Here is a 23,333-nt window from a genome sequence, read left to right on the forward strand (position 1 = left end):
AAAGCATCATTTCAAATTTAAGTTAAGGATGATATATCATAAAAAAGCAAAGGTGTAAACATACTGCTATTGTTAGTATTTCTTTAGATTTTTTATCTTTTTAAATGTTATAATCTACAAAAAATTGAGGAGAGAGTAAAAGATGTTTGTTATACGTAAGTTTAAATTTGATGCTGCCCATAATTTGGAGAGTTATAAAGGTAAGTGTGAAAGATTACATGGGCATACTTACAGATTGGTAGTTATTGTTGAGGGGATTCCAGATTCGGAAGGCATGATTATAGATTTTGTAGAATTGAAGGATATTGTTAAGAGAGAAGTGATTGATATTCTTGACCATTCTTATATCAATGAGATAATAAAGCAGCCGACGGCAGAGAACATAGCCATATGGATATGGCAGAGGTTAGAAGAGAAGTTGAAAAGAGGAAACTGTCATCTTTATGAGATTCAAGTATGGGAGACAGAAGATAGTGGAGTAATTTATAGGGGTGAAAAAATTGAGAGACGTTCAGAATGAAAAAGATTATAGGGGAATATATTTGAGAAAAGTAGGCATTAAGAATATACATTGGCCTATAAAGATTGTTACCAAAAGCGGAGATTACCAGAGTACTGTTGCCAGTATTGATATTTCTGTGGATCTGAGAGAGGATTTAAGGGGAACTCATATGAGTAGATTTGTAGAAGTCTTAAATGGTATTGATTCTCTTCATCCAGAAAATCTTGGTAAGATATTGCAGGAAGTAAGGGAGAAATTAAGAGCAGATAGCAGTCATATCAAAATATCTTTTCCTTATTTTATTTTTAAAAAAGCTCCTGTTTCTCAGATAAGTTCTCCTAATATGGTAGAGTGTGTTATTGATGCTGAGCTTAGTAAAAAGCTTGATATGATTATTGGGGTTAAAGTGCCTATTCATACTCTTTGTCCTTGTTCCAAGGAGATAAGTGAGTATGGGGCTCATAATCAAAGAGGAGTAGCCGAAATCTATGTAAGATCCAAAAAGTTAATATGGTTTGAAGACTTGGTAGAGATTTCTGAAAAATCTGCCAGTGCTCCCATATATTCTCTTTTAAAAAGGCCTGATGAAAAATATATTACTGAGATGGCATATAATAATCCAAAGTTTGTTGAAGATGTGGTAAGGGATATTGTCTCAGAATTAGAAAAGGAGCCTAAAATTAGTTGGTATAGGGTTGAGGTTACAAGTTTTGAAAGTATTCATAATCATAATGCTTTTGCATGCGTAGAAAAGGGGTGGGTTAAAAAATGATAGTAGAGATTACTCCTGAATTTTTGGAAAAAGAGATGGCAAGAGTAGGGGCTCATCCAGTTTCCTTTGAAATCTTTGAGAGAAAGGCTCAAATTATTCCTTTGAAGATTTTTAATATATCTTCTCCTACTGCAAACATAATTAAGCAGGAGATGCTTTCCTTAGGTGGGGATGCTATAGTCCATAAAAATGTTATAAATTGTAAAGTAGAAAATAGTGATATTATTCTTCTTGGTACTAAAAAACATTATGAGCTTTTGCTTCAAAAGTTAGAGAAAAATAATTACTTTGATCTTCCAAGGGTTTTTCAAGAGTTAAAGGAATATTTATTAAAAGAGAAAGTTAGAGAGATTTCTTCTCCATGGGGTAGGGTTATAAGTTTCAACAGAATTTTAGTCATGGGGATAATAAATGTAACTCCTGATTCTTTTTATAGTGGATCAAGGAAGATGCAAATTGATGAGATTCTAAAGACTGCTGAAGATATGATAATGAATGGTGTGGACATAATTGATATAGGTGGACAATCTACTCGTCCTGGATCTGAGCCTGTAAGTTTAGAAGAGGAGATATCAAGGGTTATTCCTGCTATTGAGAATATAAGGAGAAATTATCCTGATGTGTTAATTTCTGTTGATACATATTATTCACAGGTGGCAAAGTTGGCTGTTGAAAAGGGGGCAGATATAGTAAATGACATAAGCGCTTTTAGGTTTGATGAAAGTCTTGTTAAGGTGGTGGCTGAGTTAAAGGTGCCATATATTCTTATGCATATGAAGGGAACTCCTAAGGATATGCAAAAAAATCCTTACTATGATGACGTGATAAGAGAGATCATAGAGTTTTTTGAAGAGAGAATAGAATATGCCAATAAGAATGGAGTTGATCCGGAGAAAATAATTATTGACCCAGGGATTGGTTTTGGAAAAAGATATGAAGATAATCTTGAGATTATGGCAAGGTTAAAGGAATTTAAGAGTCTTAAGAAGCCTATACTTATAGGAGCATCGAGAAAGAGCTTTATTGGAAAAGCTTTGGGCGATCTTCCTCCTGAGGAAAGACTTGAAGGAACTCTTGGGATTACTGCTTTGTGTGTATTGAATGATGTGGATATTATTAGAGTGCATGATGTTAAGGAAAACAAAAGAGTGGTTAAAGTGTTGGAGGAAATAAAGTGCATAAGGTCTTCATTGCAATAGGAAGTAATCTTGGAGATAGAATGAAAAATATAGAGGTCGCATTAAAAAAAATGGAAGATTATGGCTTAAGAATTATTAAAAAATCTTCTATTATTGAAACGGAGCCCTACGGATTTAAAGAGCAAGGTAAATTTTTAAATGGTGTGATCTTAATAGAAACTGATTTAGATCCTTTTGATCTTCTTAATCTTCTTTTGAATATAGAGAAGGAGATGGGAAGAGAGAGGAAGATAAGGTGGGGGCCGAGGAATATTGATCTTGACATAATTTTTTATGATGATCTGGTTATTAATACTGATAACTTAAAAATTCCTCATCCCGATGCTCATAACAGAACCTTTGTTATGGGGCCTCTCTCTGAAATAGATCCTGATTTTGTGCACCCTGTTCTTAATAAAAAGGTAAAGGATATATACTTAAAACTTATCGAAGGGAATTTTTAAAAATTGTTTTACTTATATTAACTCTATCAAAAGGGGGATAGGTATGCTTAAATATAGGTATGAGGTTATGTTTCCCTATCAACTTAGGGAGGTGCTTGAGAAGAATCCTATAGTTTATCTTCCTGTAAGTCCTATTGAGTGGCATGGAGAACATCTTATCTTTGGTACTGATCCTTTTAGAGCAAGAAGGGTTTTGGAAATTGTTTGGGAAAGATTAGGTGGAGTTATGATGCCTACTCTTTATGTAGGTACTGATGGAACTATAGTGGAAGATGGAGAGGAATTTTGGGGAATGGAGATGTTTGCAAAGGAGAAGATACCAGGAAGTGTTTTTGTGAGAAAGGAGACTTTTTATAACTTACTGAAGGATATGCTTAATTTTCTTGAGAGAACAGGATTTAAATTATGTGTTTTGTGCACAGGACATATGGCAAAACCACAGGTAGAGGTGGTAGAAAAGCTTGAAGAGGAATATATGGAAAGAAGTATGAAGGTGATTTCTTGGCATTGGGGGAAGGTAAAATATCCTGAAGAACTTGTTACAAATAATCCCCTTCATGCAGGAGTAGAGGAGAGTAGTGAGATCTTAAGTATTGATCTTTCTTATGTGGATCTTGATAGGGTGGGAGGTATGGAGGTGGATAGAAAGGTTGGTTTGACTAAGGGTAATTTAGAAAACATAAGTGAAAAGCTTGGGGAAAGCAGATTTAATTTTGAGGCTGAGGAGCTTATTAAAAAGATTCTAAAATGTTATAATAAAGAGAGTTAATTTATTTATAAATAATGGATTCTGTGTTGGAAAATTTAAATTATATTGAAGAAGTCTTAAAGAAGGAACCCATAGTCTACTTGAACCTTCCTACTGGAAGTGGAAGAACTTATTTATTGAAATCTTTCTTTGAAAGAAATAAATCCTCTTCTCTTTTTACCCACTATGCATCTCATCGAACTCCTGTTGGTGAGTTTTTTATAACACTTCTTTCCCTAATAGATAAGAACTCTTTTTTAAAAGAGAAAGGAGATATTGTTGGCCCTATATTGAGAAGATATATTCATCCAAGATTTTTATCTCATCTGGAAAAGTACAAGGCTGAAGAAGTAATATCCTTGGATGTAGAGGTAGCTCAAATAGCTGATATTGCCTCTTTTATTCTTGAGAAAAGAAAGATTAAATATTGGATTTTTGATAATTGGCAAGAATTTTTGTACTATGGCGATGTTTTTAAAGAGCTAATACCTTATTTGAGTAAAAAATATAATATGGCATTTGTTATCACTGGAAAGGATTTTAATATGGAATCTTATGAGATAAAAATAGATGATCTCTTAGTTCCTCTTAATGTAGATACCACTATAAAAGAGATGGAGAAAGCCTTTAATTTAGATAATAAAGAAGCAGTAAGGCTTTTTGAGATGAGCAATGGAAATTGGAACAATGCCATAGTGATATATAAGAATGATTTTAAGTCTCTTTGGGATATTGTGTGGGAAAAAATTAATTCTTTATCAGAAAATGAGAAAAAGGCTCTATATACACTTACTTTTGTGGGTAAAACTTTTTCTTCCACTACTGTAAAGGCAGTGAAAGAGCTTTATGGTCCTTTAAAGTTTATTAGGGATTTTGTTGACTCTAAATTAATGAGATGGGAGTATCCTCTTTGGAGGTTTGTGTCTGAAGATGTTTTGAATTATGTGAGAGAAAGTATGCCTTATAATTTTTCTCAATTAAAAGAAGAATTTGTAAAAAAGCTTTCGTCCTTTAATTATTCAGACATATGGGGAAGAGTAGCGTTATTATCAGAAGAGGATGAGAAATATTGGAAATATGCCAAAATAAAAGAGTTTAGATCTTCTTATAATATTCAAAGGAAAATGGAGATTTTAGAAGAAATTGTTGAAAAGGGCAAGGATGATGGGAATATCTATAAGCGAAGACTAATAAATCTTCTCATAGATTTTCAGAAATTTAATAAAGCTATTAATATAATTGAGTTTATCGAAGATAAAAACTTGCTTGATCTTGCCAATAAAGTTAGGTGCTTATCATATCTTGGTAAGTATGAAGAGGCGGAGAAGTTAATAGAGGAAATTATTGACAGTTTAGAGATGGATTATAATCTTCCTCAAATTCTTTCAAGGATAGTTAGTTATCATTTTTTGACTAAAAAGGTTACTGATGCGCTATTCTTATTAAATAAATATCTGGAAGACATATTACGACTGACTTCTTCTCCTAAATACCTGGCCAATTTTTATAACGCCTTAGGTCTTCTAAATCTTATTGATGGTAAATTTGAAAAAGCAATTTCTGTATTTGAAAATGGACTTGTTTTGGCAGAAAAATCTGGAGATAAGGTAGTTTTACATAAATTACTTAATAATCTCGGAGATCTAAGAAATTATCTCTATGGTCCTAAGAGTGCTGTAATAATTAATCAAAGAGCCTACGATATATCCAAATCTCTTTCAAAGAATTTGATGGTTATAAGTCTTGGAAATTTAATTAAAAGCAAGATGCAATATTCTAATCTAAAAGAAGTAGAGGATTTGTTACTTGAGTTGGAGAGGCTGGTATCTGAAATAGAATTAGAGTATTTCCTTTATTCGGGATATAGGAGGTTGGCAATTGCATATCTTAATTATGGTAAAAGGGAGGAATTGGATAAAGTTATTAAGAAATTAGAAGATTTAAAGACCATTTCAGAGAGTAAGATTTTGGTGCGAATTTTAAGAAGCTTTTTTGGAGAAATTGAAATAACAGAAGAGGAAGTATTAGAAACTAAAGAAGAGCAGATAATGACTCTCTATATGAAATTAGTGGCTGAGAAAGGTTTAAGAATCTCCAAATCTTTGAGAGATTATCCAACCGATTATCCAATACATAATTTTTTAAAGGGTTATATTTTGGGAGAAAGCTTCTTTAATCTTATCTCTTACATAGATTTGATGCTGGAAAGATGGGAGTTTTTAGATGCTTTTTATTCCTATAAACTTTTAATGAAAAACCTTGAAAGAGATAAAAACTTGAAAGTGTTTGTTCCATACATAAAACTTGAGGTTGTGGGGCTTGCTATTCTTTTAGGTCTTGAAAAGGAATTGGAGGATCAGTTAAAGGAGATCTCTTTAGATTATACAGGATTGATTAAAGAGCATTCGAAGATAAAGGCTTTGGAGGATTATGTAGGAAAGGCTATCATGGATTCCGAAACTGAAGAGGAGGCTATGGAACTTATATATAGGGTTATTTCTGATTTTATAGATAACTTTTTAGTGGTGTTAAGGATTGGAGATAGAACCTTGAAAAGGGGTAATGAACTTATTGCTACTAACAAATTCAGATTTTTCTATAAAAAGCCTCCATTTTCAGTAAGTGTTTACTCTCTTAAAAATTTGTCTCCCTCTTTATTTTTTGTTATAAGGAATCTTCTTAAGAGTTTTATTGTTTTCTGGGAAAGAAAGTATGGTATATTTGATCCTTTGACAGGGTTATTTAATAGATCTTATGGAGAGAGAAGACTTGAAGAGGCCTTTTTAGATTTTGTACGTGAAAATGAAGACTTTAGTATTATCTTTATAGATATAGATGGATTTAAGAAGATTAATGATACTTTGGGACATTCTTATGGAGATTATGTATTAAAAGAGATTGCAACTGCAATTAGGAACTCTATAAGACAAAGTGATTCTGCCGTAAGGTGGGGTGGTGATGAATTCTTAATTCTTTTGAGAAGGGCAGACTATAATGAGGCAATGAAAGTGGTAAATAGAATAAAAGATAGGATAGAAAGTGTTAGTAAAGGTGAGATAAGAATTAGTTATGGTATTGAGACAACTTCTAAAGAAACGTCTTCTTATAGGGAGCTTATAGATAGGGCAGATGTAAAGATGTATGCTCATAAGTTTAGAAAATTAAAGGATTTAGAGAATAGCAAAAAAGAATAATTTAAGAAGGGGCCCAGGTTGGGGCCCCTTTTTTATTTAAGCTCAATATCAAAATTTGAGAAAGTCCATCCAAATTTTGCCTCAGTAGTATATGGATCGCCAAATTCTGTTCCAATTTCCCAGACTGTCACATACATCTGATCAAATTTCTCTGGGGTTATTCTACTTGGATTGTTGGCTAAAATTGTTCTTAGGTGTTTCAAAAATTCATTTATTGGTATTTTTACCTGTCCTTGAAGAATATTTTCTTTTGATTTATAGGCCACGTAGTCCCAGCTCATAGGGGAAAGATATACTTCCCAGATAATGTCTTTTTGAGTACCGTTTAGGATGATAGGTATTTTTACTTCTCCTACCTTTCGCCCTGCAGGAGAAAGTCTATTAGCATATAGCCATACCATCATTTCTATATCCCCTGAAGTAACGGTTTTCTGATAGGGTTCTTTTGTTATCCATGTTTCCATAGCAAAATTTATAGGAAGATTCTTCTCGTACCATATGTTGTATTTTAGATTGAAGAGAACGTCTGGAAATTCTGATACCTTTTTAGGAAGAGCCAATTTCTCAATGGAATTCCCATGGCCAGCCCATGGTTTGTACCCATAGTAGACTTCAGGATATCCATGTACCCATGAATTTTTATCCTTAAGTACTATGTTTTTTATGTCGGCATAATATTCAACAGTATCTTCTTCTTTATAAAATGCCATCCATGTATTTCCTTCATAGTTTGCAATATTCCAAAAGTTGAGTTCTAAGGTGAGAGGAAGATTTTTAGTTATGACATCGCCTGAGGAAGGTGCTTTAAGTATAAATGCGTCTTTGTATTTTGGAGTTTGGCTAAAGGAGAGAGTAATAAGAAGAAGTATGAGGATAAGAGAAAGTAAAGATTTTTTCATAAATTTGCCTCCCCATAAATAATTTTTTACTGAAATTATTTTATTATGAAAAGAGAAGAAAAGTCAAATATGAGGGAAGTTATCTCATGCTAAAAAGTTTTCTTAATTTATTCAAAGTTATTACCTTTTCATGATTATAGACTTTTTTCAAGTGTTCTTTTGAATTGAAGCTTTCATTGAAGACGAAATCTCCAAACCAGGGCATAAACCAAAGGAAATAGGCTTCATATTCAAAAAGTAGATCAGGGTCAGGTATAGGTCCATTTTCTGTTAAAGCTACCAATTTTCTATAGTCAGTGAGTTTTAGCAATAGATCATAGGAGAATTTCATAGGACCATGATTTCCAGGAGGTACATAGTTATCGATGCCTGCTATATCATATAAGTCTTCTTCAATTTCCCAATCAGGGTGGGGAGCATTCCATATCCATATTAGGTTATTTAACTTAAATTTCTCAGTGAGAATCTCATAAAGAAGATGGTATAGTTTTTTATAATTTTCTGGACCTTTTGCACCCCACCAAAACCACCTTCCATCTGCTTCATGAAGAGGTCTCCATAGGATTGGAAGGTCAAGACCTCTAAATATGGAAAGTTTTTCTCCAATCATATAAATATCTCTTAAAAGGGCTTTGTTTTCCTCTGTACCTTCTATAAGGGCTTTTTCTAAATCAAAATCGGTGTTTATGGTATAGAAAGTTTTGTCTTTTCCTCCTAAAGGAGCGTACCAGTGCCAGCAGAATGTTACGATACCACCAAAATCTCTTCCCCATTCTAATGCTTTTTCTATAGATCCCTTATTCCCTTCAATTTCAATGATGGCATGGGGTGTCATTTCTTGAGTTTTTGTGGCTGGAGTATAACTTAATAGGTCAAATCCACGAAGGGCTGGTTTTTCTCCTGTGATATATTCTATATAGGCTATTTCTGGACCTGCTGATGTATTTGTATGTTGTCCTGCGATTATATAATTGGCATAGATTTTTTGAAAAAATTCTAGTATTCTTTTAGCATTATCCGAAAGGTTGTTCCTTATCTTAAAATTTTTAATTTTAGAATTTGATTGATCTTTCTCTTTAATTTCAAGAAAATTTATTTTGAAATCCTCGTAGGGAAATGCAATTTGAAATGTATATTTTTCAGGTTTTAATTTTAATTCTCCCAGGTATGAATAATTCTTTCCCTCGTAAAATTGTACCTCTCCATAAGCTAAATTGTTTATAAAAACATAGCTTTTTGAAAAATTTTCTATGGGTTCATAATTTAAGTAAAAGTCATAATATCCAAAACTTTCAATTTTGAATTCTGCTTCTAATATTCTTATCTCTCTTGAGTAGAGATCTATCTTTTTTTCTTCAAATTTTGATATTCTCATAGTCTTTTATTTACTCCTTTTCTAAGGGTTTTTAAAAATTATACTCCAAGTTGTTGACATTTTAAATGCTATACTGTATTATATAACTAATACAGTAATATGAAAGGTGGTGAGTATGATAATAGAATTTGACGAGAAAGTTCCAATTTATCTTCAAATAATGGATTTTATAAAGAAGGAGATAGTAAAGGGAAATCTTAAAGGGGGTGATAAATTGCCATCGGTGAGGGAACTTGCAGAGATGTTGAAGGTAAATCCCAACACTGTTCAAAAAGCGTATCAGGAGCTTGAAAGGGAAGGGATAACTTACACTTTGAGAGGAACTGGTTCTTTTGTAACTGAGGACGAGAGGAAAATAGAAGCCCTCAAAAAACAAATGGCAATAAGTATTTTAGAGAAATTTTACAAAGATATGAAGGATATAGGTTTTAGTGATGATGATATTGTTAATTTACTTCAAAGTTATATAAAGGAGGGGAAGTAATGGGAATTCTTGAGGTTTCAAATCTTTATAAGGACTATGGCAAAAAACTTGCCCTGAAAAATATTAATCTTTCTTTTGATCTTGGACAGATAGTGGGACTTTATGGGCCTAATGGAAGTGGAAAGACTACATTTTTAAAGATTATTGCGGGGCTTTTGAGACCTTCAAAGGGGAAGGTAATATTAGATGGAAGAGAGATTGGGGTTTATACGAAAAGTATAGTTGCATATCTTCCTGATAGGAATATTCTTCCTCTATGGATGAAGGTAAGAGATGCTCGTAATTTTTATAAGGATTTTTTTGATTTTGATGAGGCAAGATTTAAAAGTCTTCTTGAGTTTTTTGAATTAAGAGAAGAGCTTAATTTGAGGGAACTTTCCAAGGGAGATTTGGAAAAGATACTCTTAAGCCTTACTCTTTCGAGGAAAGCTAAGGTATACCTTTTGGATGAGCCTTTAGGAGGTATGGATCCATCTACGAGAGACAAGGTAATTACAAGTATTTTAAGGAGTTACCATGAGGAGAGCTTAATGATTATAGCTACGCATCTTATAGGTGAAATTGAGAATATTACTGAAAGAACTATTTTTATCCATAATGGAGAGCTTGTTCTCGATGATAATACGGAGAAAATTAGGGAAGAAAAAGGTGTTTCGATAAACGAGTTATTTAAAAAAATGTTTTAAGGGGGTATCAAAATGATAGATAGATTGCTTAATCTTATGAAATATGAATTTTTGGGAAAAAGAAAAACCTATTTGATTTTTTTACTAATATATCTGGGATTGGTATTTATAATATGGACTAGATTTCATAATAGGATTTCAGATAAAGATCTTGAGCTTCTTACTATTTACATATTTCTAACGTTTTTCTTTTCTGTAGGATTAGTTCTCATTTTTATTAAAAACCTTAGAGATATTAATTCAGAAGATTTAGGTTATTTGAGCTTTAGTCTGCCAGTAACCTCATATGTTTTATTTTTAAAGAGGATTAAGATAGTTTTCTCTGAACTTGTGTATTTTTTACTAATTGTTGTACTTACAGGGTACTTTATACTTCATAGCTATAACACATCCTTTTCTGTTGCTATTTCCTCCTATTTCTCTAAATATGGCACAATTTTATTAATTGATTTTTTATTTTCCTTTATTTTTATTTTTCTTATTGTTGCTCTAATTATTATTGCAAGAAATTTGGCTTATGAGAAGAGATTTCTCAGAAGGCTTATTTATGTGGGATGTACTGGTTATTTGGTATTTGGTAATTATTTACATGACTTTTTAGCTAAATGTTTTCCTCAAAAATTACTTTCAATTCCTCCCTTTGAGTACCAAATGACCTCTCAAGGATTACAAGAAGGATTTGATATTCCAAAAACAGATTATTATGTAGTTGGGGTTTTGTTAAAGATTCTCTTATTTATCTTAGTTATTTATCTTTACAACTTACTTTTAGAGAAATATGCAGAGAGGAGGTAGGTTAAAGTGATAAAAGTAGAGAATCTTTACAAGTATTATCCTATGGGTAAGGAAAAATATCCTGCCCTAAAAAATATTAATCTTTCTATTAATAAAGGAGAGTTTGTAGCAATTATTGGACCTTCGGGATCAGGAAAATCTACTTTACTCAATATTATTGGAGGACTTGATAAACCATCCGAGGGAAAAGTATATGTGGATGGGCAAGATATTTTTAAATTAAATGATGCAAGAATTTCAAAGTATAGAAATGAAAAGATAGGTTTTGTCTTTCAGTTTTTCTATTTAGAGCCCACTTATACTGTATTAGAAAATGTCATGCTTCCTCTAATTTTTTCAAAAAGCAATAGTAGAGAATTAAAAGCAAAGGAAGCTATTGAAAAAGTTGGATTAACTCATAAGATAGGAAACAAGGGTAATGAACTTTCGGGTGGAGAAAGGCAAAGGGTTGCGATTGCAAGGGCTATAGTTAACAATCCTTCAATTTTACTCTGCGATGAACCTACAGGAAATTTAGATTCTAAAACAGGGATTTCTATAATGAACCTTCTTAAGGCTCTCAATAAAGAGGGAAAAACAATAGTGCTTGTTACCCATAATTTAGAATATTTGAGTTTTGTAGATAGAGTAATAAAGATAAAAGATGGGGAGTTGGAGGTGAATTAGTCATGAAGATCTTTGATTTTATAAAACTTTCCTTTAAGAATTTAAAGAAAAGAAGATTAAGAATGATCTTAAATATGCTTGCTATTGGTATTGGTACTACTTTAATTATGGTTATGTTAGGCTTTGGTTTTGGTACGCAGAATTATTTAATTGAGGAGATTAAAAAATATGATATGTTCAATGAGATAAGTGTTGTTCCTTTTAAGAAGAGTGATAATGTTAAGATAGGAACTAGTACGGGAGAGATAACAGAAAAGAGAGAATTAAACAAGAAAATAACTAAGGATGATGTGAGGGCCTTTAAGAATATAAAAGGGGTTTCTGCAGTAAGAGCTACAGTTGAAGTGGTTTTCAATGAAATTAGAATGAATGGTAAGAACCTTAAGTTTGTAACTGGGTTAGGATATGATAGGGATTTTGATCTTTGGTTTGATAATGGAAAGGACAAGAGAATAATTTTAGGTAGAGAAATTTCAGGGAAAGATTCCAAAGAGGTGCTAATAGGAGAAAAATTGTTTGAAATTATGAAAATTAAGAATTATAAAGAGCTATTAGATAAAGAGGTAGAATTAATTGTGGTAAATCCAAATATGCCAAATTTGCCTTTAAAGGAGAAGGTAAAAATTGTAGGTATCATAAATGGGAAATCTATATTTTCTGATGTTATAGTCATGCCTTTAGATCTTGCCATTAAATTTAAAGAGTATTATCTGGGGGATGAAAATTATTTTGAAAAATATGGATATGAGGCTGTTTATGTTAGAGCAGAGTCTTTTAGAGAGGTAAAGGATATAGCTAAGAAGATCAAAGATATGGGATTTACTGCAACTACTTTTCAGGAAGCCTTAGATGATTTGAATAAATATTTTAGAATTTTTCAGGGAATATTAGGGGGCTTTGGAGCAATAGTTTTATTTGTAGCAGGGCTTGGGGTTATGAATACAATGATAATGGCAGTTTATGAAAGAGTTAAATTTATAGGACTATTAAGGGCATTGGGAGCCTCTCAAAAAGATGTGAGGAATTTATTCTTAGTAGAATCAGGGTGTCTTGGTTTCTTAGGAGGATTATTGGGGGTTTTCATAGGTTCTGGATTTAACTATCTACTAAATCTTTTCATAAATAAGGCTTTAATTAAAGATTCTTCTAAATTTGTAAGAATCTTCTCTGTTTCGCCCTCTCTAATATTAGGAGTGATACTTTTCTCTATAATTCTTTCTTGTATGGCTGGATTTTATCCTGCAAGAAGAGCCTCAAAACTTGATCCTGTAGAGGCTTTAAGATATGAGTAAAATATAGTAAAATATGTTTACAATTTTAAAAAATTGGGGGATTTTAGAATGAAAACAAAAGCGATAGTCTTTGCAGGACCTTTTCAAATTGAAATAAAGGATTTTGAATTGAGGGAACTAAGAGAGGGGGAGGTTTTGGTCAAAACCATTTATACAGGAGTGAGTCCGGGTACAGAACTTAGAGTTCTCTCTGGAAAACAGGTAGGAGGAGAATTTCCCCTTATTCCAGGGTATGAAAATGTGGGTAAGATTGTTAAAGTGGGAAAGGGAGTTAAAGATTTAAAAGAAGGAATGATTGTGTTTTCTTCGGGAACTCGCTTCACAGGTCCTTATAATAGGGTTTGGGGAGGACAGGTGGAGTATTCAATTGTTGGAGAGGAAGAGGTAATTATTGTGCCTGAGGATTTAGATCCTCTTTATGCTGTATTCACTAAAACTTGCGCTATTGCTTTGCATGGAGTAAAAAGAGCAAGGGTTTCTGGTAAAGATAAAGTAGCAATAGTAGGACAAGGACTTATTGGGCATTTAGCACTACAGATGTCAAAAATAAATGGAGCATATGTTATTGCTATTGATGTGGTAGAGGAAAGGCTTAAGAATTCTATATTGGCAGGAGCGGATTATGGGATAAATGCAAAGGAAAAGGATGTGTATGAAGAGGTTATGAAGATTACTAATGGTGGTGTGGATGTGGCTATTGATGTCACAGGAGTTGCGAGTACTGTGAATAACACGGCAAATCTTATAAGACCGAGACCTTATGTTTCAAAATCTTCTCAAGATCCTGATCCACCTGTTGGTAGGCTCCTCATTCTTGGTTCTTACACTGATCCGATTTGTTTTAACTATCATCCGACTCTTTTTGATCATGAGATTGATATTATAGTTTCTAGGGATTGTACTTACTTTGATTTATTAGAGGCTATAGACCTTATTCGGAATAAAAAAGTTAATTTTAATGCTATAGATTTTGAGACATTTGATTTTCAGAGTGCGGAGAAAGGATATCAAAAATTAATGAATAAAGAAATAACTAAGGCAATATTCAAGTGGGAATAGAGTATTTAATTAGATGGGGAGAGAAATCTCTCCCCTTATTTTTACTTATGAGAGTTTAAATTAAGCTTTATTTTTTGATCATAAACCGATTCTACAGAGGGTGGAATGTCAGGACTTACTTCTAAATTCATAATATATTTTATGGATCTTACAAGCATTAATTTAAAAAGATCTTTATATGTAGTACTATAACCTTCAGGTATTGACATATTTCCATTTACGACATACCACTCTAATGGGGATGTGGTAGCTAAAACTCTTCCCATATTGTATCTATATTCCACATAGGTTGGGTATTGGATGCTACCATCTCCAGTGGTTTCCTTCACATATATCATAAGATTAGCTATATTTGTTGAATTAAGATTATCAAAACCACCATGGCTGGCATAGTTTCCATAAAGCTGAGTTGGGAAATTCTTAGTTATAGGGTGTTCAAAATATACGATGTCGTTGTAAGAGTCATAACTATCTCTCCAGGTTACTCCTCCAGGAAGGGTTGAGGTAAAGTTTCCAGATGCCCATCCCATATCACAAGCTATCCAGAATATAGTTCCACCGTTGTATACAAAATTATCGAAAATAGTTTTATTAGTAGTATATATGTCATAGAAAGCCTGAGGCTGATCTCCCTCTACTATTATTAAATCTCCCATATTAAAGCTTAAATTGGGATTTTCTCCGGTTAAAGTTCTATACTCATATTGATTTTGTCCTGTTCCCTGAGTCATGCCAATAGAGGATAGAATGTCTCCTATAACGGTTTCAGGTATACCTGCCTCATTCCAGGCAGATCCACTTTCTCTGAAAATTATTACGTGTTTTATTACCTTTGTTAAAATCATTGTTTCGGCAGTTTTTGTTTCATTTTCTCCTATGGTGAGGATTATATTTGCGGGCTGATAGTTTTTGTTAACATCTTGGGCTATAAGTAAATATGTGCCCGAGGGGATGTTTTTAAATTCATAAAATCCATTGTTGCCAGTGATGACGTAGTAAGAATTTAGGTTTACAGGTGAGTCTTCACTTTCTGCAATTAGTGTAACTTTGATGTTTGCACTTTGATTAATTGGTTTATCAAAGTAGTTTACTACCCCTTTTAAAGTACTATTTCCTAAGTCTACATTGACTTCTCCAGGATTTGTGGAAGTTGTTGGGGTACATCCAGAGAGGAAAATACCTAATACAATTAATATTAGGGAAAAAAGAATCAGTTTTTTCATGGGAACCTCCAATTAATTTATTGAGTAAATAAAATCTAATTTAAGAGGGTTTTAATAATTAAACTTTAATAAATTAAATTTATTTGCTCTATTAAATATGATAACATTATTTTAAAATTTTTAAAAGTGTTAAATATTCTTTTTTTAAATTTTGTTTTACTTTAAGGTATAATCAATAAAAGACTTGAATTTCTAAGGGGTGATTCTATGCCTGCCAATTTGCCACCTCAATATTTTGAAGCAGAGAAAAAGTTCAGAGAGGCAAAGACTATAGAGGATAAAATTCAGGCATTAAAAGAGATGCTAGCTATACTGCCAAAACATAAAGGAACGGATAAGATGAAGGCAGATTTAAGAAGAAAGCTCTCTCAATTGATGGAAGAAGCGGAAAAGAGAGCTAAGAAAGGGGGAGGAAGGAGTCTTGATTATATTGAAAAGGAAGGGGCAGGACAAGTACTTTTAGTAGGTCCTCCTAATACTGGGAAATCTAAATTTTTTACCCTCCTTACGGGAGTAAATAGCTTGGTAGCTGAGTATCCTTTTACCACCATGGATCCTATAGTTGGTATGTTACCTTATGAGAATATTCAAATTCAACTTATAGATCTTCCTCCTCTTTGGGAAGAATCTGAAGGATGGATGTATAACTTGATAAGAAATGCAGATTTAATAGTTTTGTTTTTAAGCATGGATCTTGATTCCATAGTAGATGAATATCTTAAGATAAGAGAGCTTTTAGAAAGAAAAAAGATAAAGCTTGTTAGAGATAATCCTAATAGAGATCCTTATTCTCCCATTAAGGAAAATAGGGGTATTGTTGTTTTGAATAAGATAGATATTTTTACTCCTGAGGAAAGAAGAGATGAGATAGAAATCATAGAGAAAGATCTTAATGTCTTTTATGTATCCGCTGAGGAAGGTATTAACATGGAAGATATTAAGAGGCATATGTTTGATGCTCTTCATATAGTAAGGGTTTATACAAAAAAGCCTGGATATCCTCCTGATTTATCAAGACCTTATATTCTTGAAAAGGGTAGTAAGGTTTTGGATGTGGCAGAGATGGTCCACAAGGATATTGCTAAAAATATGAAGTTTGCGAAACTTTATACAAAAGACGGATCGGTAAAGGGGCTTCCTGTGGAGAAGAATTATGAAGTGAAGGATGAAGATATTTTAGAATTTCATATTTAAGGAGGAAAAAGTATGAGATGGGGAGTAGTGGGTACCGGAAGGATTGTGAGAAATAGGTTTTTGCCTGCTTTGGAACAGATTCCTGAGGCTAAACTTACTGCTATTGTAACTACTAATCCAAAGAAAGCAAAGGATCTTAGTGAAAGATATGGAGCAAAAATTTACACTAATTTAGAGGATATAGAGGATGCGGATGTAGTTTATATTGCAACACCAAATAAATTTCACAAAGAGCAGACAATTATTTGTGCCAAAAAGAGGATTAATGTACTTTGTGAGAAGCCTATGGCAATTAATGTGAGAGAAGCGGAAGAAATCATTGAGGAGTGCGAAAGTAACAAGGTCGTTCTTGGAGTTGCTAATATGGGAAGATTCAATCCTTTTAACATTGGAGCTAAGAAGCTTATTGATGAGAATATTATAGGAAAGATTGGAGTTATAAAGGCAAGCTTTTCCTTTGTGAATACCGAAAAGTCTGGTTGGAGATATAGTTTAGAACTTGCTGGTGGAGGATCAATTATGGACATTGGGGTTCATGTTATAAATACTCTTCATTTTTGGTTTCCTAATAATAGGATTAAAGAGATCGTTGCCATTAACGAAGGTTATGGATATGAGGTAGAAGAGAATGCAGGTGCAGTAGCTCGTTTTGACAATGGTATGATAACACTTTTAGATGCAAGCTATAATACTATGCTTTCTGTTTCTTTTGAGATACGGGGAGACAAGGGAATTTTGTATGTTCTTGATACTTTATATCAGGATTATGATGGAAAGGTAATACTGAGAAACTTTAATAACTATACTTTTTATACTTTTTATGGGGAAAATCAATATGTAGCAGAGATAAAAGATATGGAGAGGGCTATAAAAGAGGGTAAAAAGCCTGCAACTTCTGGACTTGATGCTTTGGAGGATATGAGAGTGATAGAAGGATGGTATAAGTCAGCAATGGAGAATAAATTAATTTTCTTGTAAAATTTCCTATGTAGTGATAATATTTAGATAGCTAATTGTTTAGGGTAAAATTATGGAAAAGAATAATGATTTATACGGAATATTTAAAGAGGTAATTAGAGAGCATTTTATAAGGAGAGAGAAACTTCTTAGTGGGCTAAAGCTTTATCGAGGACAAGCTCCAATGCTACTTCTTCTCTCGGAGAAGGGTGGATTAACTCAAAAAGAAATTGCAGAGGAGATGAAAATTAAACCATCTACCGTTGCCATAATGGTAAGGAGAATGAGAAAAAGAGGGTTGGTAATTACTCAAAGGGATGAAAAAGATAGAAGGTTTTCAAAGGTATATCTTACCGATGAGGGGCGAAAATTTATATGTAAATTAAAGAAAATATTTAAGCAACTTGAGGAGGAATGTTTTAGCAATTTTTCAGAGGAAGAAAGGGAGATTTTAAAGAATTATTTGGAAAGGATTAGAGATAATTTAAAGAAATTTAATGAGGAGAAAGGGTAAAGATTATGAAAAAACTTTTGAAATTTTTAAAACCTTATACTTATGCAGTTGTTCTTGCTCCTCTTTTAATGCTCGTTGAGGTTGTGTGTGATCTTTACCAACCTACTTTGCTTGCAAGGATTGTGGATCAAGGTATTTTAAAGAATAATTTCCAAGTTATTTGGAATACAGGACTTATAATGATAGGTATTGCTTTGATAGGTATGGTTGGGGGAATTGGATGTACTGTATTTGCCTCTATTGCAAGTCAAAATTTTGGAAGAGATTTGAGAAATGAGCTATTCAAAAAAGTACAGAAATTCTCCTTTCATAATATTGATAAGTTTAAAACCTCATCTCTTATTACTCGTCTTACTAATGATGTGGTACAGCTTCAGACTCTTGTTATGATGTCCTTGAGAATAATGGTAAGAGCGCCTTTGCTTTTTATTGGTGGAATAATTATGGCTATATCTCTTAACAAAAATCTTTCTTTTATATTCTTGCTTTCAATTCCTATATTGATTTTACTCTTCTTATTTATTATGAAAAAGAGTTTTCCATTGTTCTCAGAGGTGCAAAAAAGAATTGACTATGTGAATAATGTGGTAAGAGAAAATTTAGTTGGAATAAGAGTTGTTAGGGCTTTCAGAAGAGAAGATTATGAAAAAGAAAGGTTTAGATATGCCAATTCTGCCTTAATGAATGCTGTTATAAAGGCTATTATGCTTATGATAATTGCTATGCCTCTGTTTATGTTGGTTATGAATCTTAGTATCCTTGCTGTACTATGGTTTGGAGGTCTTTTGGTGGAGAAGGGTAATATGCAGGTTGGAGAAGTAATGGCTTATATAAATTATATGACACAGATTCTTTTTTCTTTAATGATGATTGGCAATATTTTAATGTTTATTTCAAGGGCTTCTGCATCTGCTTCTAGGGTTGTAGAGGTACTCGATGAAAAAATTGATATTGAAGATAAGAAAGATAGTGATACAAGACCTATAGAGACTGGAAAGGTAAAATTTGAGCATGTATATTTTAGCTATTCTAAAGATAGAGAGCCTGTGCTTGTAGATATAGACTTTGAAGTAAAAGCTGGAGAGATCATAGGAATAATAGGAACAACTGGTTCAGGAAAATCTACTCTTGTAAATCTCATTCCTAGGCTTTACGACGTAACTTCTGGGAGGCTTCTTGTGGATGGAAGGGATGTAAGGAGTATAAATTTGAAGGTTTTAAGAAGTGCAATTTCTATGGTACCTCAGGATACTATCCTCTTTTCTGGAACCATAAAGGAGAATATCTGTTGGGGTAAGGAAGATGCTACTGATGAGGAGGTAATAAAGGCTGCAAAACTTGCTCAAGCCCATGATTTTATAATAAATCTTCCAGATGGTTATGACACAGTTATTGGTGAACGTGGAGTGACTCTTTCGGGAGGACAAAAACAAAGAATTGCTATTGCAAGGGCTCTTATAAAGAATCCTAAGATTCTGATTCTTGATGATGCTACTTCTGCAGTGGATTTTGTAACAGAGCAAAAGATTATAAAGGGATTGAAAGAGATTATGAAAAATTGTACTACTTTTTTAATTGCTCAAAGGGTGAGTACTATGATGAATGCTGATAAGATAATTATTCTTGATAAGGGAAGGATTGTTGGATTTGGAACTCATTATGAACTTTTGGAGAGAAATCCTATTTATCAAGAAATATATAAATCTCAGATAGATGAAGAGGTAGTGAAACATGCGTAGAGATGATAAAACATCAAGAGGTCAACTTCCTCAAAGAGGTTTTGGTCCAAGACCGTTTGGTGGTCCTGGAAGAGGGGGGCCTCATTTTAATTTTGAGAAGGTAGAAATAAAGGATCCTTGGGGTACTCTAAAAAAGCTATTGAAATATATGGTTTTATATAAATGGGGATTTATTTTTGCGTTCCTACTTGTAGTTATCTCATCTATTTTAGGTATAATTGGGCCATATCTTATAGGCCGTGCTATAGATTTATATATATTGCCAAGAAGATTTGAAGGGTTTTTTAATTTTCTTCTCCTTCTTGGTGGAATTTATCTTCTTTCTTCATTTCTTGCTTGGCTTCAAGGTTACATAATGTTGAAGACTACCCAGAGTTTAGTCTTCACTTTAAGAAGGGATTTGTTTAATAAATTCCATTCTTTGCCTATAAAGTTTTTTGACCTTCGCCCTTATGGAGACTTAATGAGTAGGATAACCAATGATGTTGATAACATTAGTATGGTTTTAGCAACTAGTGTAATTCAATTCTTATCTGCAGTTGTTAGCTTGACAGGAATAATAATCATGATGCTTCGAATAAGTTTACCTATGACTCTTGTAAGTTTGTTAAACATTCCACTAACTATTATCTTGACAAACTTTATTTCTAAAAAAACTAGAAATTACTTTTATGCAAACCAAACTCTTCTTGGTAAATTGAATGGAATCATAGAAGAAGATATCTCGGGTTTAAAGATAATTAAAATATTTAACAGAGAGGAAAAAGAAATTAGAAAATTTGAAGAAGTAAATAATGATCTTACTCAAGTGGGTATAAGAGCCCAAATTTTTTCTGGTAGTATAGGACCTTTAATGAACCTTTTGAATAACTTGGGTTTTGCCCTCATAGCAGGGGTAGGAGGATTTTTTGCTTATAGAAAAATGATTACTGTAGGAGATATTACTGTTTTTATAAACTATTCACGACAATTCACAAGACCTATAAATGAACTTGCTAATCAATATAACATGATTCAGTCCGCTATTGCCAGTGCAGAAAGACTCTTTGAGATTATGGATGAAGAGGATGAGAAAGATACTGTGGATGGAGCAGTTGAATTACAAGATATTAAAGGCGAGGTTGAGTTTAAGAATGTATGGTTTTCATATGTTAAAGAAAAGCCTGTGATAAAGAATGTAAGTTTTCATGTAAAACCAGGAGAGATTTTTGCCCTTGTTGGGCCTACAGGAGCAGGTAAAACTACTATCGCGAGTCTGGTGGCTAGATTTTATGATGTAGATGAAGGGGAAATTTTGATTGATGGAATAGATATTAGAAGGATAAGAAGAAGAGATTTGAGGAAGTATCTTGGAATTGTTCTTCAGGATACCCTTCTCTTTTCTACTACCGTAAGGGAAAATATAAGATATGGAAGATTAGATGCTACAGATGAAGAGGTTGAAGAGGCTGCCAAATTGGCTCATGCTCATGATTTCATAATTAAGCTTCCTCAGGGATACGATACAGTGCTTTCTGAGGATGGTGGTAGACTCAGTCAAGGACAAAGGCAGTTGATTGCTATTGCGAGGGCTATTCTTGCAAATCCCAGAATTCTTATTCTTGATGAAGCTACCAGTAATGTAGACACGGTTACAGAAAAATATATTCAAAAGGCAATGTTGAACTTGATGTCAGGCAGAACAAGTTTTGTTATAGCTCATAGATTGTCTACGGTAAAGAATGCAGATATGATTTTAGTAATAAATAATGGAGAGATAATAGAAAGGGGAACCCATGAAGAACTTATAAGAAAGAAAGGTTTTTATTATCATCTCTATATGAGCCAGTTTGCCGACGAAGTGGAAATAAAATAAGCTGATATTACTAATAAAAACGATTGACGTATTTTAAGTTCGAGTTTATAATTATATCACTAAAATTTTACTTGAGGGGGTGCATCTACTGTGAGAAGGTCACTACTTCTTGCTATTCTTTTGATTTTTGGGCTCTTCCTTTCTTTGACCTTTGGACAAACTTTAACTGCAACAGCTAAGTATGGTAAACCTAAGATTGATGCAGAGATGGATGAGGTATGGAAGAATGCTGAAGAGTATGTTACTGATCGCTATGTACAAGGGGTAAAGGGGAAGGTGGCATATGCAAAATTTAGAGTACTTTGGGACGAAGAAAGTATATATGTTTGGGCTGAGGTTTATGATTCAGTCCTGAATAAGGATAATACAAATCCTTGGGAGCAAGATTCTGTAGAGATATTTGTAGATGAAGGAAATGAAAAGGCAACATCCTATGATAACAATGATGCTCAATACAGAGTCAATTTTGAAAATGTGCAAAGCTATGGTACTAATGCCTCTCGTGATTACTTTGTAACAGCCACAAAGAAAACTGATTTTGGTTATATTGTAGAGGCACAGGTAAAGATGAGAACAAGGAAATTAAAGGAAGGAGATGTAATTGGATTTGATGTACAAGTAAATGATGCAGACAGGTTTGGAAGTAGAGTTGGAATCATTGCATGGAACGAAACTGAAAATGAAAACTGGAGAAATCCATCTTACCTTGGAAACTTAAAGCTTGTTAAGTAATCTTTGAGGAAGGTTGGGCCTGTCCTTTCAGGGGCAGGCCTTTTTTTATTTTGAAGAAGATAAACTTACCCCTAAAATGATTAATATTCCCCCAACTATTTTTATAAGGGTTAAAGTTTCTTTTAGATAAATTACTCCCCATATGGCTCCGAAAAGTGGAATTAGATTCAAAATATTCATCACTTGGCTTACCGATAGAGTTTTTAAACCATAGTTGTAAAAAAGATATCCAAGTCCTGAGCAAAAAAAGGAGAGAAAGAATATGCCAATTAATGCATCCAAAGTTTTTGGAATTTTTAATCCTGTAAACATAAGAAAGGGTAAGAATAAGATGGACCCCCATATCATTTGAAAGGTGGTAAGTATTTCATAAGGATATTTTTGATTAACTTTTTTAATCTCCCAGTTGTATATTACCCAAGAAACTCCAGAAAGCAAAATTAAGAAATCTCCAAAAAGGTTATTAAATTTTAAATTTAATCCAGAATCACTCATAATTAGAAAAACTCCAGAGATGGAAAGAAGAACACCTAATATTCGATTTAAAGGAAGTTTTTCTTTGTGAAGTATGTACTCTGTTAGAAGTCCTAAAGCAGGAAAAGATCCCACTATGAGTGCTCCTTCTGATGCATCGGTAAATTTTAAACCTGTGTTTTCGAATATAAAGTATAAAGTAACTCCAAAAAGACCTGCGATAAAAAGTGGTTTTTGATATTTCCGGTTAAACGAGGCTTTCTTTATTTTAGGTAAAAATACGATTAAGGAAAAAATAGACGCAAGAAAAAATCTAATAAAGGCAAGCTCAAAGGGAGAAAGAGTTTTGAGGAGTATTTTGGATACTGAGAAGGATATACTCCAAAATAGACACGCAATTATGACCAATATTAGTCCAATTATTCTTTTCATTATTTTTTAATCTTTTTTTAAAAATTTTTATATTGTCATATATGCCATAATTAATGTATTATAATGACAGTTAAAATTCAAGGGGAAGGAGGAGATTTT

Annotated in this window: 22 protein-coding genes; 18 read left to right on the forward strand and 4 right to left on the reverse strand. The window is 33.0% G+C overall.

Features of this window, described 5'->3' with window-relative positions:
* The first annotated feature begins 142 nt into the window (after positions 1-142).
* Genes queD through DICTH_RS02180 form a run of 6 tightly spaced genes read left to right on the forward strand, consistent with a single transcriptional unit; the run spans position 143 to position 6,858 of the window.
* Entirely contained in the window at positions 143-520 is a 378-nt protein-coding gene (gene queD, locus DICTH_RS02155; RefSeq protein WP_012547966.1) for a 6-carboxytetrahydropterin synthase QueD, read from the forward strand.
* Entirely contained in the window at positions 501-1,274 is a 774-nt protein-coding gene (gene folE2 / locus DICTH_RS02160; protein ID WP_012546920.1) for a GTP cyclohydrolase FolE2, read from the forward strand. The genes queD and folE2 overlap by 20 nt, the downstream gene beginning before the upstream one ends.
* Positions 1,271-2,473 carry a dihydropteroate synthase gene (gene folP, locus DICTH_RS02165; RefSeq protein ID WP_012548005.1) on the forward strand — a complete coding sequence of 401 codons (1,203 nt, stop codon included), beginning with the start codon at positions 1,271-1,273 and terminating at the stop codon, positions 2,471-2,473. Before folE2 ends, folP begins: the two co-directional genes overlap by 4 nt.
* Complete coding sequence (folK, locus tag DICTH_RS02170; RefSeq protein ID WP_012548184.1) at positions 2,449-2,916, forward strand: 2-amino-4-hydroxy-6-hydroxymethyldihydropteridine diphosphokinase; 468 nt, start codon at positions 2,449-2,451, stop codon at positions 2,914-2,916. Before folP ends, folK begins: the two co-directional genes overlap by 25 nt.
* Before the next feature lie 43 nt (positions 2,917-2,959).
* Positions 2,960-3,685, forward strand: a complete 726-nt coding sequence (locus DICTH_RS02175; RefSeq protein WP_012547600.1) for a creatininase family protein — start codon at positions 2,960-2,962, stop codon at positions 3,683-3,685.
* A gap of 14 nt (positions 3,686-3,699) precedes the next feature.
* Positions 3,700-6,858, forward strand: coding sequence for a tetratricopeptide repeat-containing diguanylate cyclase (locus tag DICTH_RS02180; protein ID WP_012548366.1), 3,159 nt, complete (start codon positions 3,700-3,702; stop codon positions 6,856-6,858).
* A 32-nt stretch (positions 6,859-6,890) separates the two neighbouring features.
* On the opposite strand, the gene DICTH_RS02185 is transcribed toward DICTH_RS02180, so the two are convergent.
* Positions 6,891-7,757, reverse strand: a complete 867-nt coding sequence (locus DICTH_RS02185) for a GH12 family glycosyl hydrolase domain-containing protein (RefSeq protein ID WP_012547743.1) — start codon at positions 7,755-7,757, stop codon at positions 6,891-6,893.
* Between the two features lie 79 nt (positions 7,758-7,836).
* A complete protein-coding gene (locus DICTH_RS02190; protein ID WP_012547646.1) occupies positions 7,837-9,132 on the reverse strand; it encodes a glycosyl hydrolase in 1,296 nt (431 codons plus the stop codon).
* 115 nt (positions 9,133-9,247) lie between these two features.
* Here DICTH_RS02190 and DICTH_RS02195 point away from each other — a divergent pair, with 115 nt between their 5' ends.
* From DICTH_RS02195 to DICTH_RS02220, 6 genes are read left to right on the forward strand one after another with little or no spacing between them, the layout of a single operon-like run.
* On the forward strand, positions 9,248-9,616 hold the full coding sequence (locus DICTH_RS02195) for a GntR family transcriptional regulator (RefSeq protein WP_012547967.1): 369 nt from the start codon (positions 9,248-9,250) through the stop codon (positions 9,614-9,616).
* Positions 9,616-10,302 (forward strand): ABC transporter ATP-binding protein, encoded by a 687-nt coding sequence (locus DICTH_RS02200; protein ID WP_012548127.1) that lies wholly within the window; start codon positions 9,616-9,618, stop codon positions 10,300-10,302. Before DICTH_RS02195 ends, DICTH_RS02200 begins: the two co-directional genes overlap by 1 nt.
* Positions 10,303-10,314: 12 nt before the next feature.
* Positions 10,315-11,097, forward strand: coding sequence for a hypothetical protein (locus DICTH_RS02205; RefSeq protein WP_012546947.1), 783 nt, complete (start codon positions 10,315-10,317; stop codon positions 11,095-11,097).
* Positions 11,098-11,103: 6 nt separating this feature from the next.
* Positions 11,104-11,763, forward strand: coding sequence for an ABC transporter ATP-binding protein (locus tag DICTH_RS02210; protein WP_012548437.1), 660 nt, complete (start codon positions 11,104-11,106; stop codon positions 11,761-11,763).
* A 2-nt stretch (positions 11,764-11,765) separates the two neighbouring features.
* Positions 11,766-13,055, forward strand: a complete 1,290-nt coding sequence (locus tag DICTH_RS02215) for an ABC transporter permease (protein WP_012547173.1) — start codon at positions 11,766-11,768, stop codon at positions 13,053-13,055.
* A 48-nt stretch (positions 13,056-13,103) separates the two neighbouring features.
* Positions 13,104-14,114 (forward strand): zinc-dependent alcohol dehydrogenase, encoded by a 1,011-nt coding sequence (locus DICTH_RS02220; RefSeq protein WP_012548315.1) that lies wholly within the window; start codon positions 13,104-13,106, stop codon positions 14,112-14,114.
* A gap of 41 nt (positions 14,115-14,155) precedes the next feature.
* On the opposite strand, the gene DICTH_RS02225 is transcribed toward DICTH_RS02220, so the two are convergent.
* Positions 14,156-15,337, reverse strand: coding sequence for a carboxypeptidase-like regulatory domain-containing protein (locus DICTH_RS02225; protein ID WP_012547196.1), 1,182 nt, complete (start codon positions 15,335-15,337; stop codon positions 14,156-14,158).
* A 207-nt stretch (positions 15,338-15,544) separates the two neighbouring features.
* Here DICTH_RS02225 and DICTH_RS02230 point away from each other — a divergent pair, with 207 nt between their 5' ends.
* From DICTH_RS02230 to DICTH_RS02255, 6 genes are all read left to right on the forward strand, one after another.
* Positions 15,545-16,531: a GTPase gene (locus DICTH_RS02230; RefSeq protein ID WP_012548499.1), complete on the forward strand. Its 987-nt coding sequence runs from the start codon at positions 15,545-15,547 to the stop codon at positions 16,529-16,531.
* Between the two features lie 12 nt (positions 16,532-16,543).
* Entirely contained in the window at positions 16,544-17,509 is a 966-nt protein-coding gene (locus tag DICTH_RS02235) for a Gfo/Idh/MocA family protein (RefSeq protein ID WP_012547663.1), read from the forward strand.
* A 52-nt stretch (positions 17,510-17,561) separates the two neighbouring features.
* Positions 17,562-18,002 carry a MarR family winged helix-turn-helix transcriptional regulator gene (locus DICTH_RS02240; protein ID WP_012548793.1) on the forward strand — a complete coding sequence of 147 codons (441 nt, stop codon included), beginning with the start codon at positions 17,562-17,564 and terminating at the stop codon, positions 18,000-18,002.
* A 5-nt stretch (positions 18,003-18,007) separates the two neighbouring features.
* Positions 18,008-19,741 (forward strand): ABC transporter ATP-binding protein, encoded by a 1,734-nt coding sequence (locus tag DICTH_RS02245; protein WP_012547850.1) that lies wholly within the window; start codon positions 18,008-18,010, stop codon positions 19,739-19,741.
* Positions 19,734-21,596 carry an ABC transporter ATP-binding protein gene (locus DICTH_RS02250; protein WP_012548537.1) on the forward strand — a complete coding sequence of 621 codons (1,863 nt, stop codon included), beginning with the start codon at positions 19,734-19,736 and terminating at the stop codon, positions 21,594-21,596. The genes DICTH_RS02245 and DICTH_RS02250 overlap by 8 nt, the downstream gene beginning before the upstream one ends.
* A 90-nt stretch (positions 21,597-21,686) precedes the next feature.
* Entirely contained in the window at positions 21,687-22,328 is a 642-nt protein-coding gene (locus tag DICTH_RS02255; protein WP_012548244.1) for a sugar-binding protein, read from the forward strand.
* Between the two features lie 45 nt (positions 22,329-22,373).
* On the opposite strand, the gene DICTH_RS02260 is transcribed toward DICTH_RS02255, so the two are convergent.
* Entirely contained in the window at positions 22,374-23,234 is an 861-nt protein-coding gene (locus DICTH_RS02260) for a DMT family transporter (RefSeq protein WP_012548019.1), read from the reverse strand.
* Positions 23,235-23,333: the final 99 nt, after the last annotated feature.

It is taken from the genome of Dictyoglomus thermophilum H-6-12, assembly GCF_000020965.1.
Classification (GTDB): domain Bacteria; phylum Dictyoglomota; class Dictyoglomia; order Dictyoglomales; family Dictyoglomaceae; genus Dictyoglomus; species Dictyoglomus thermophilum.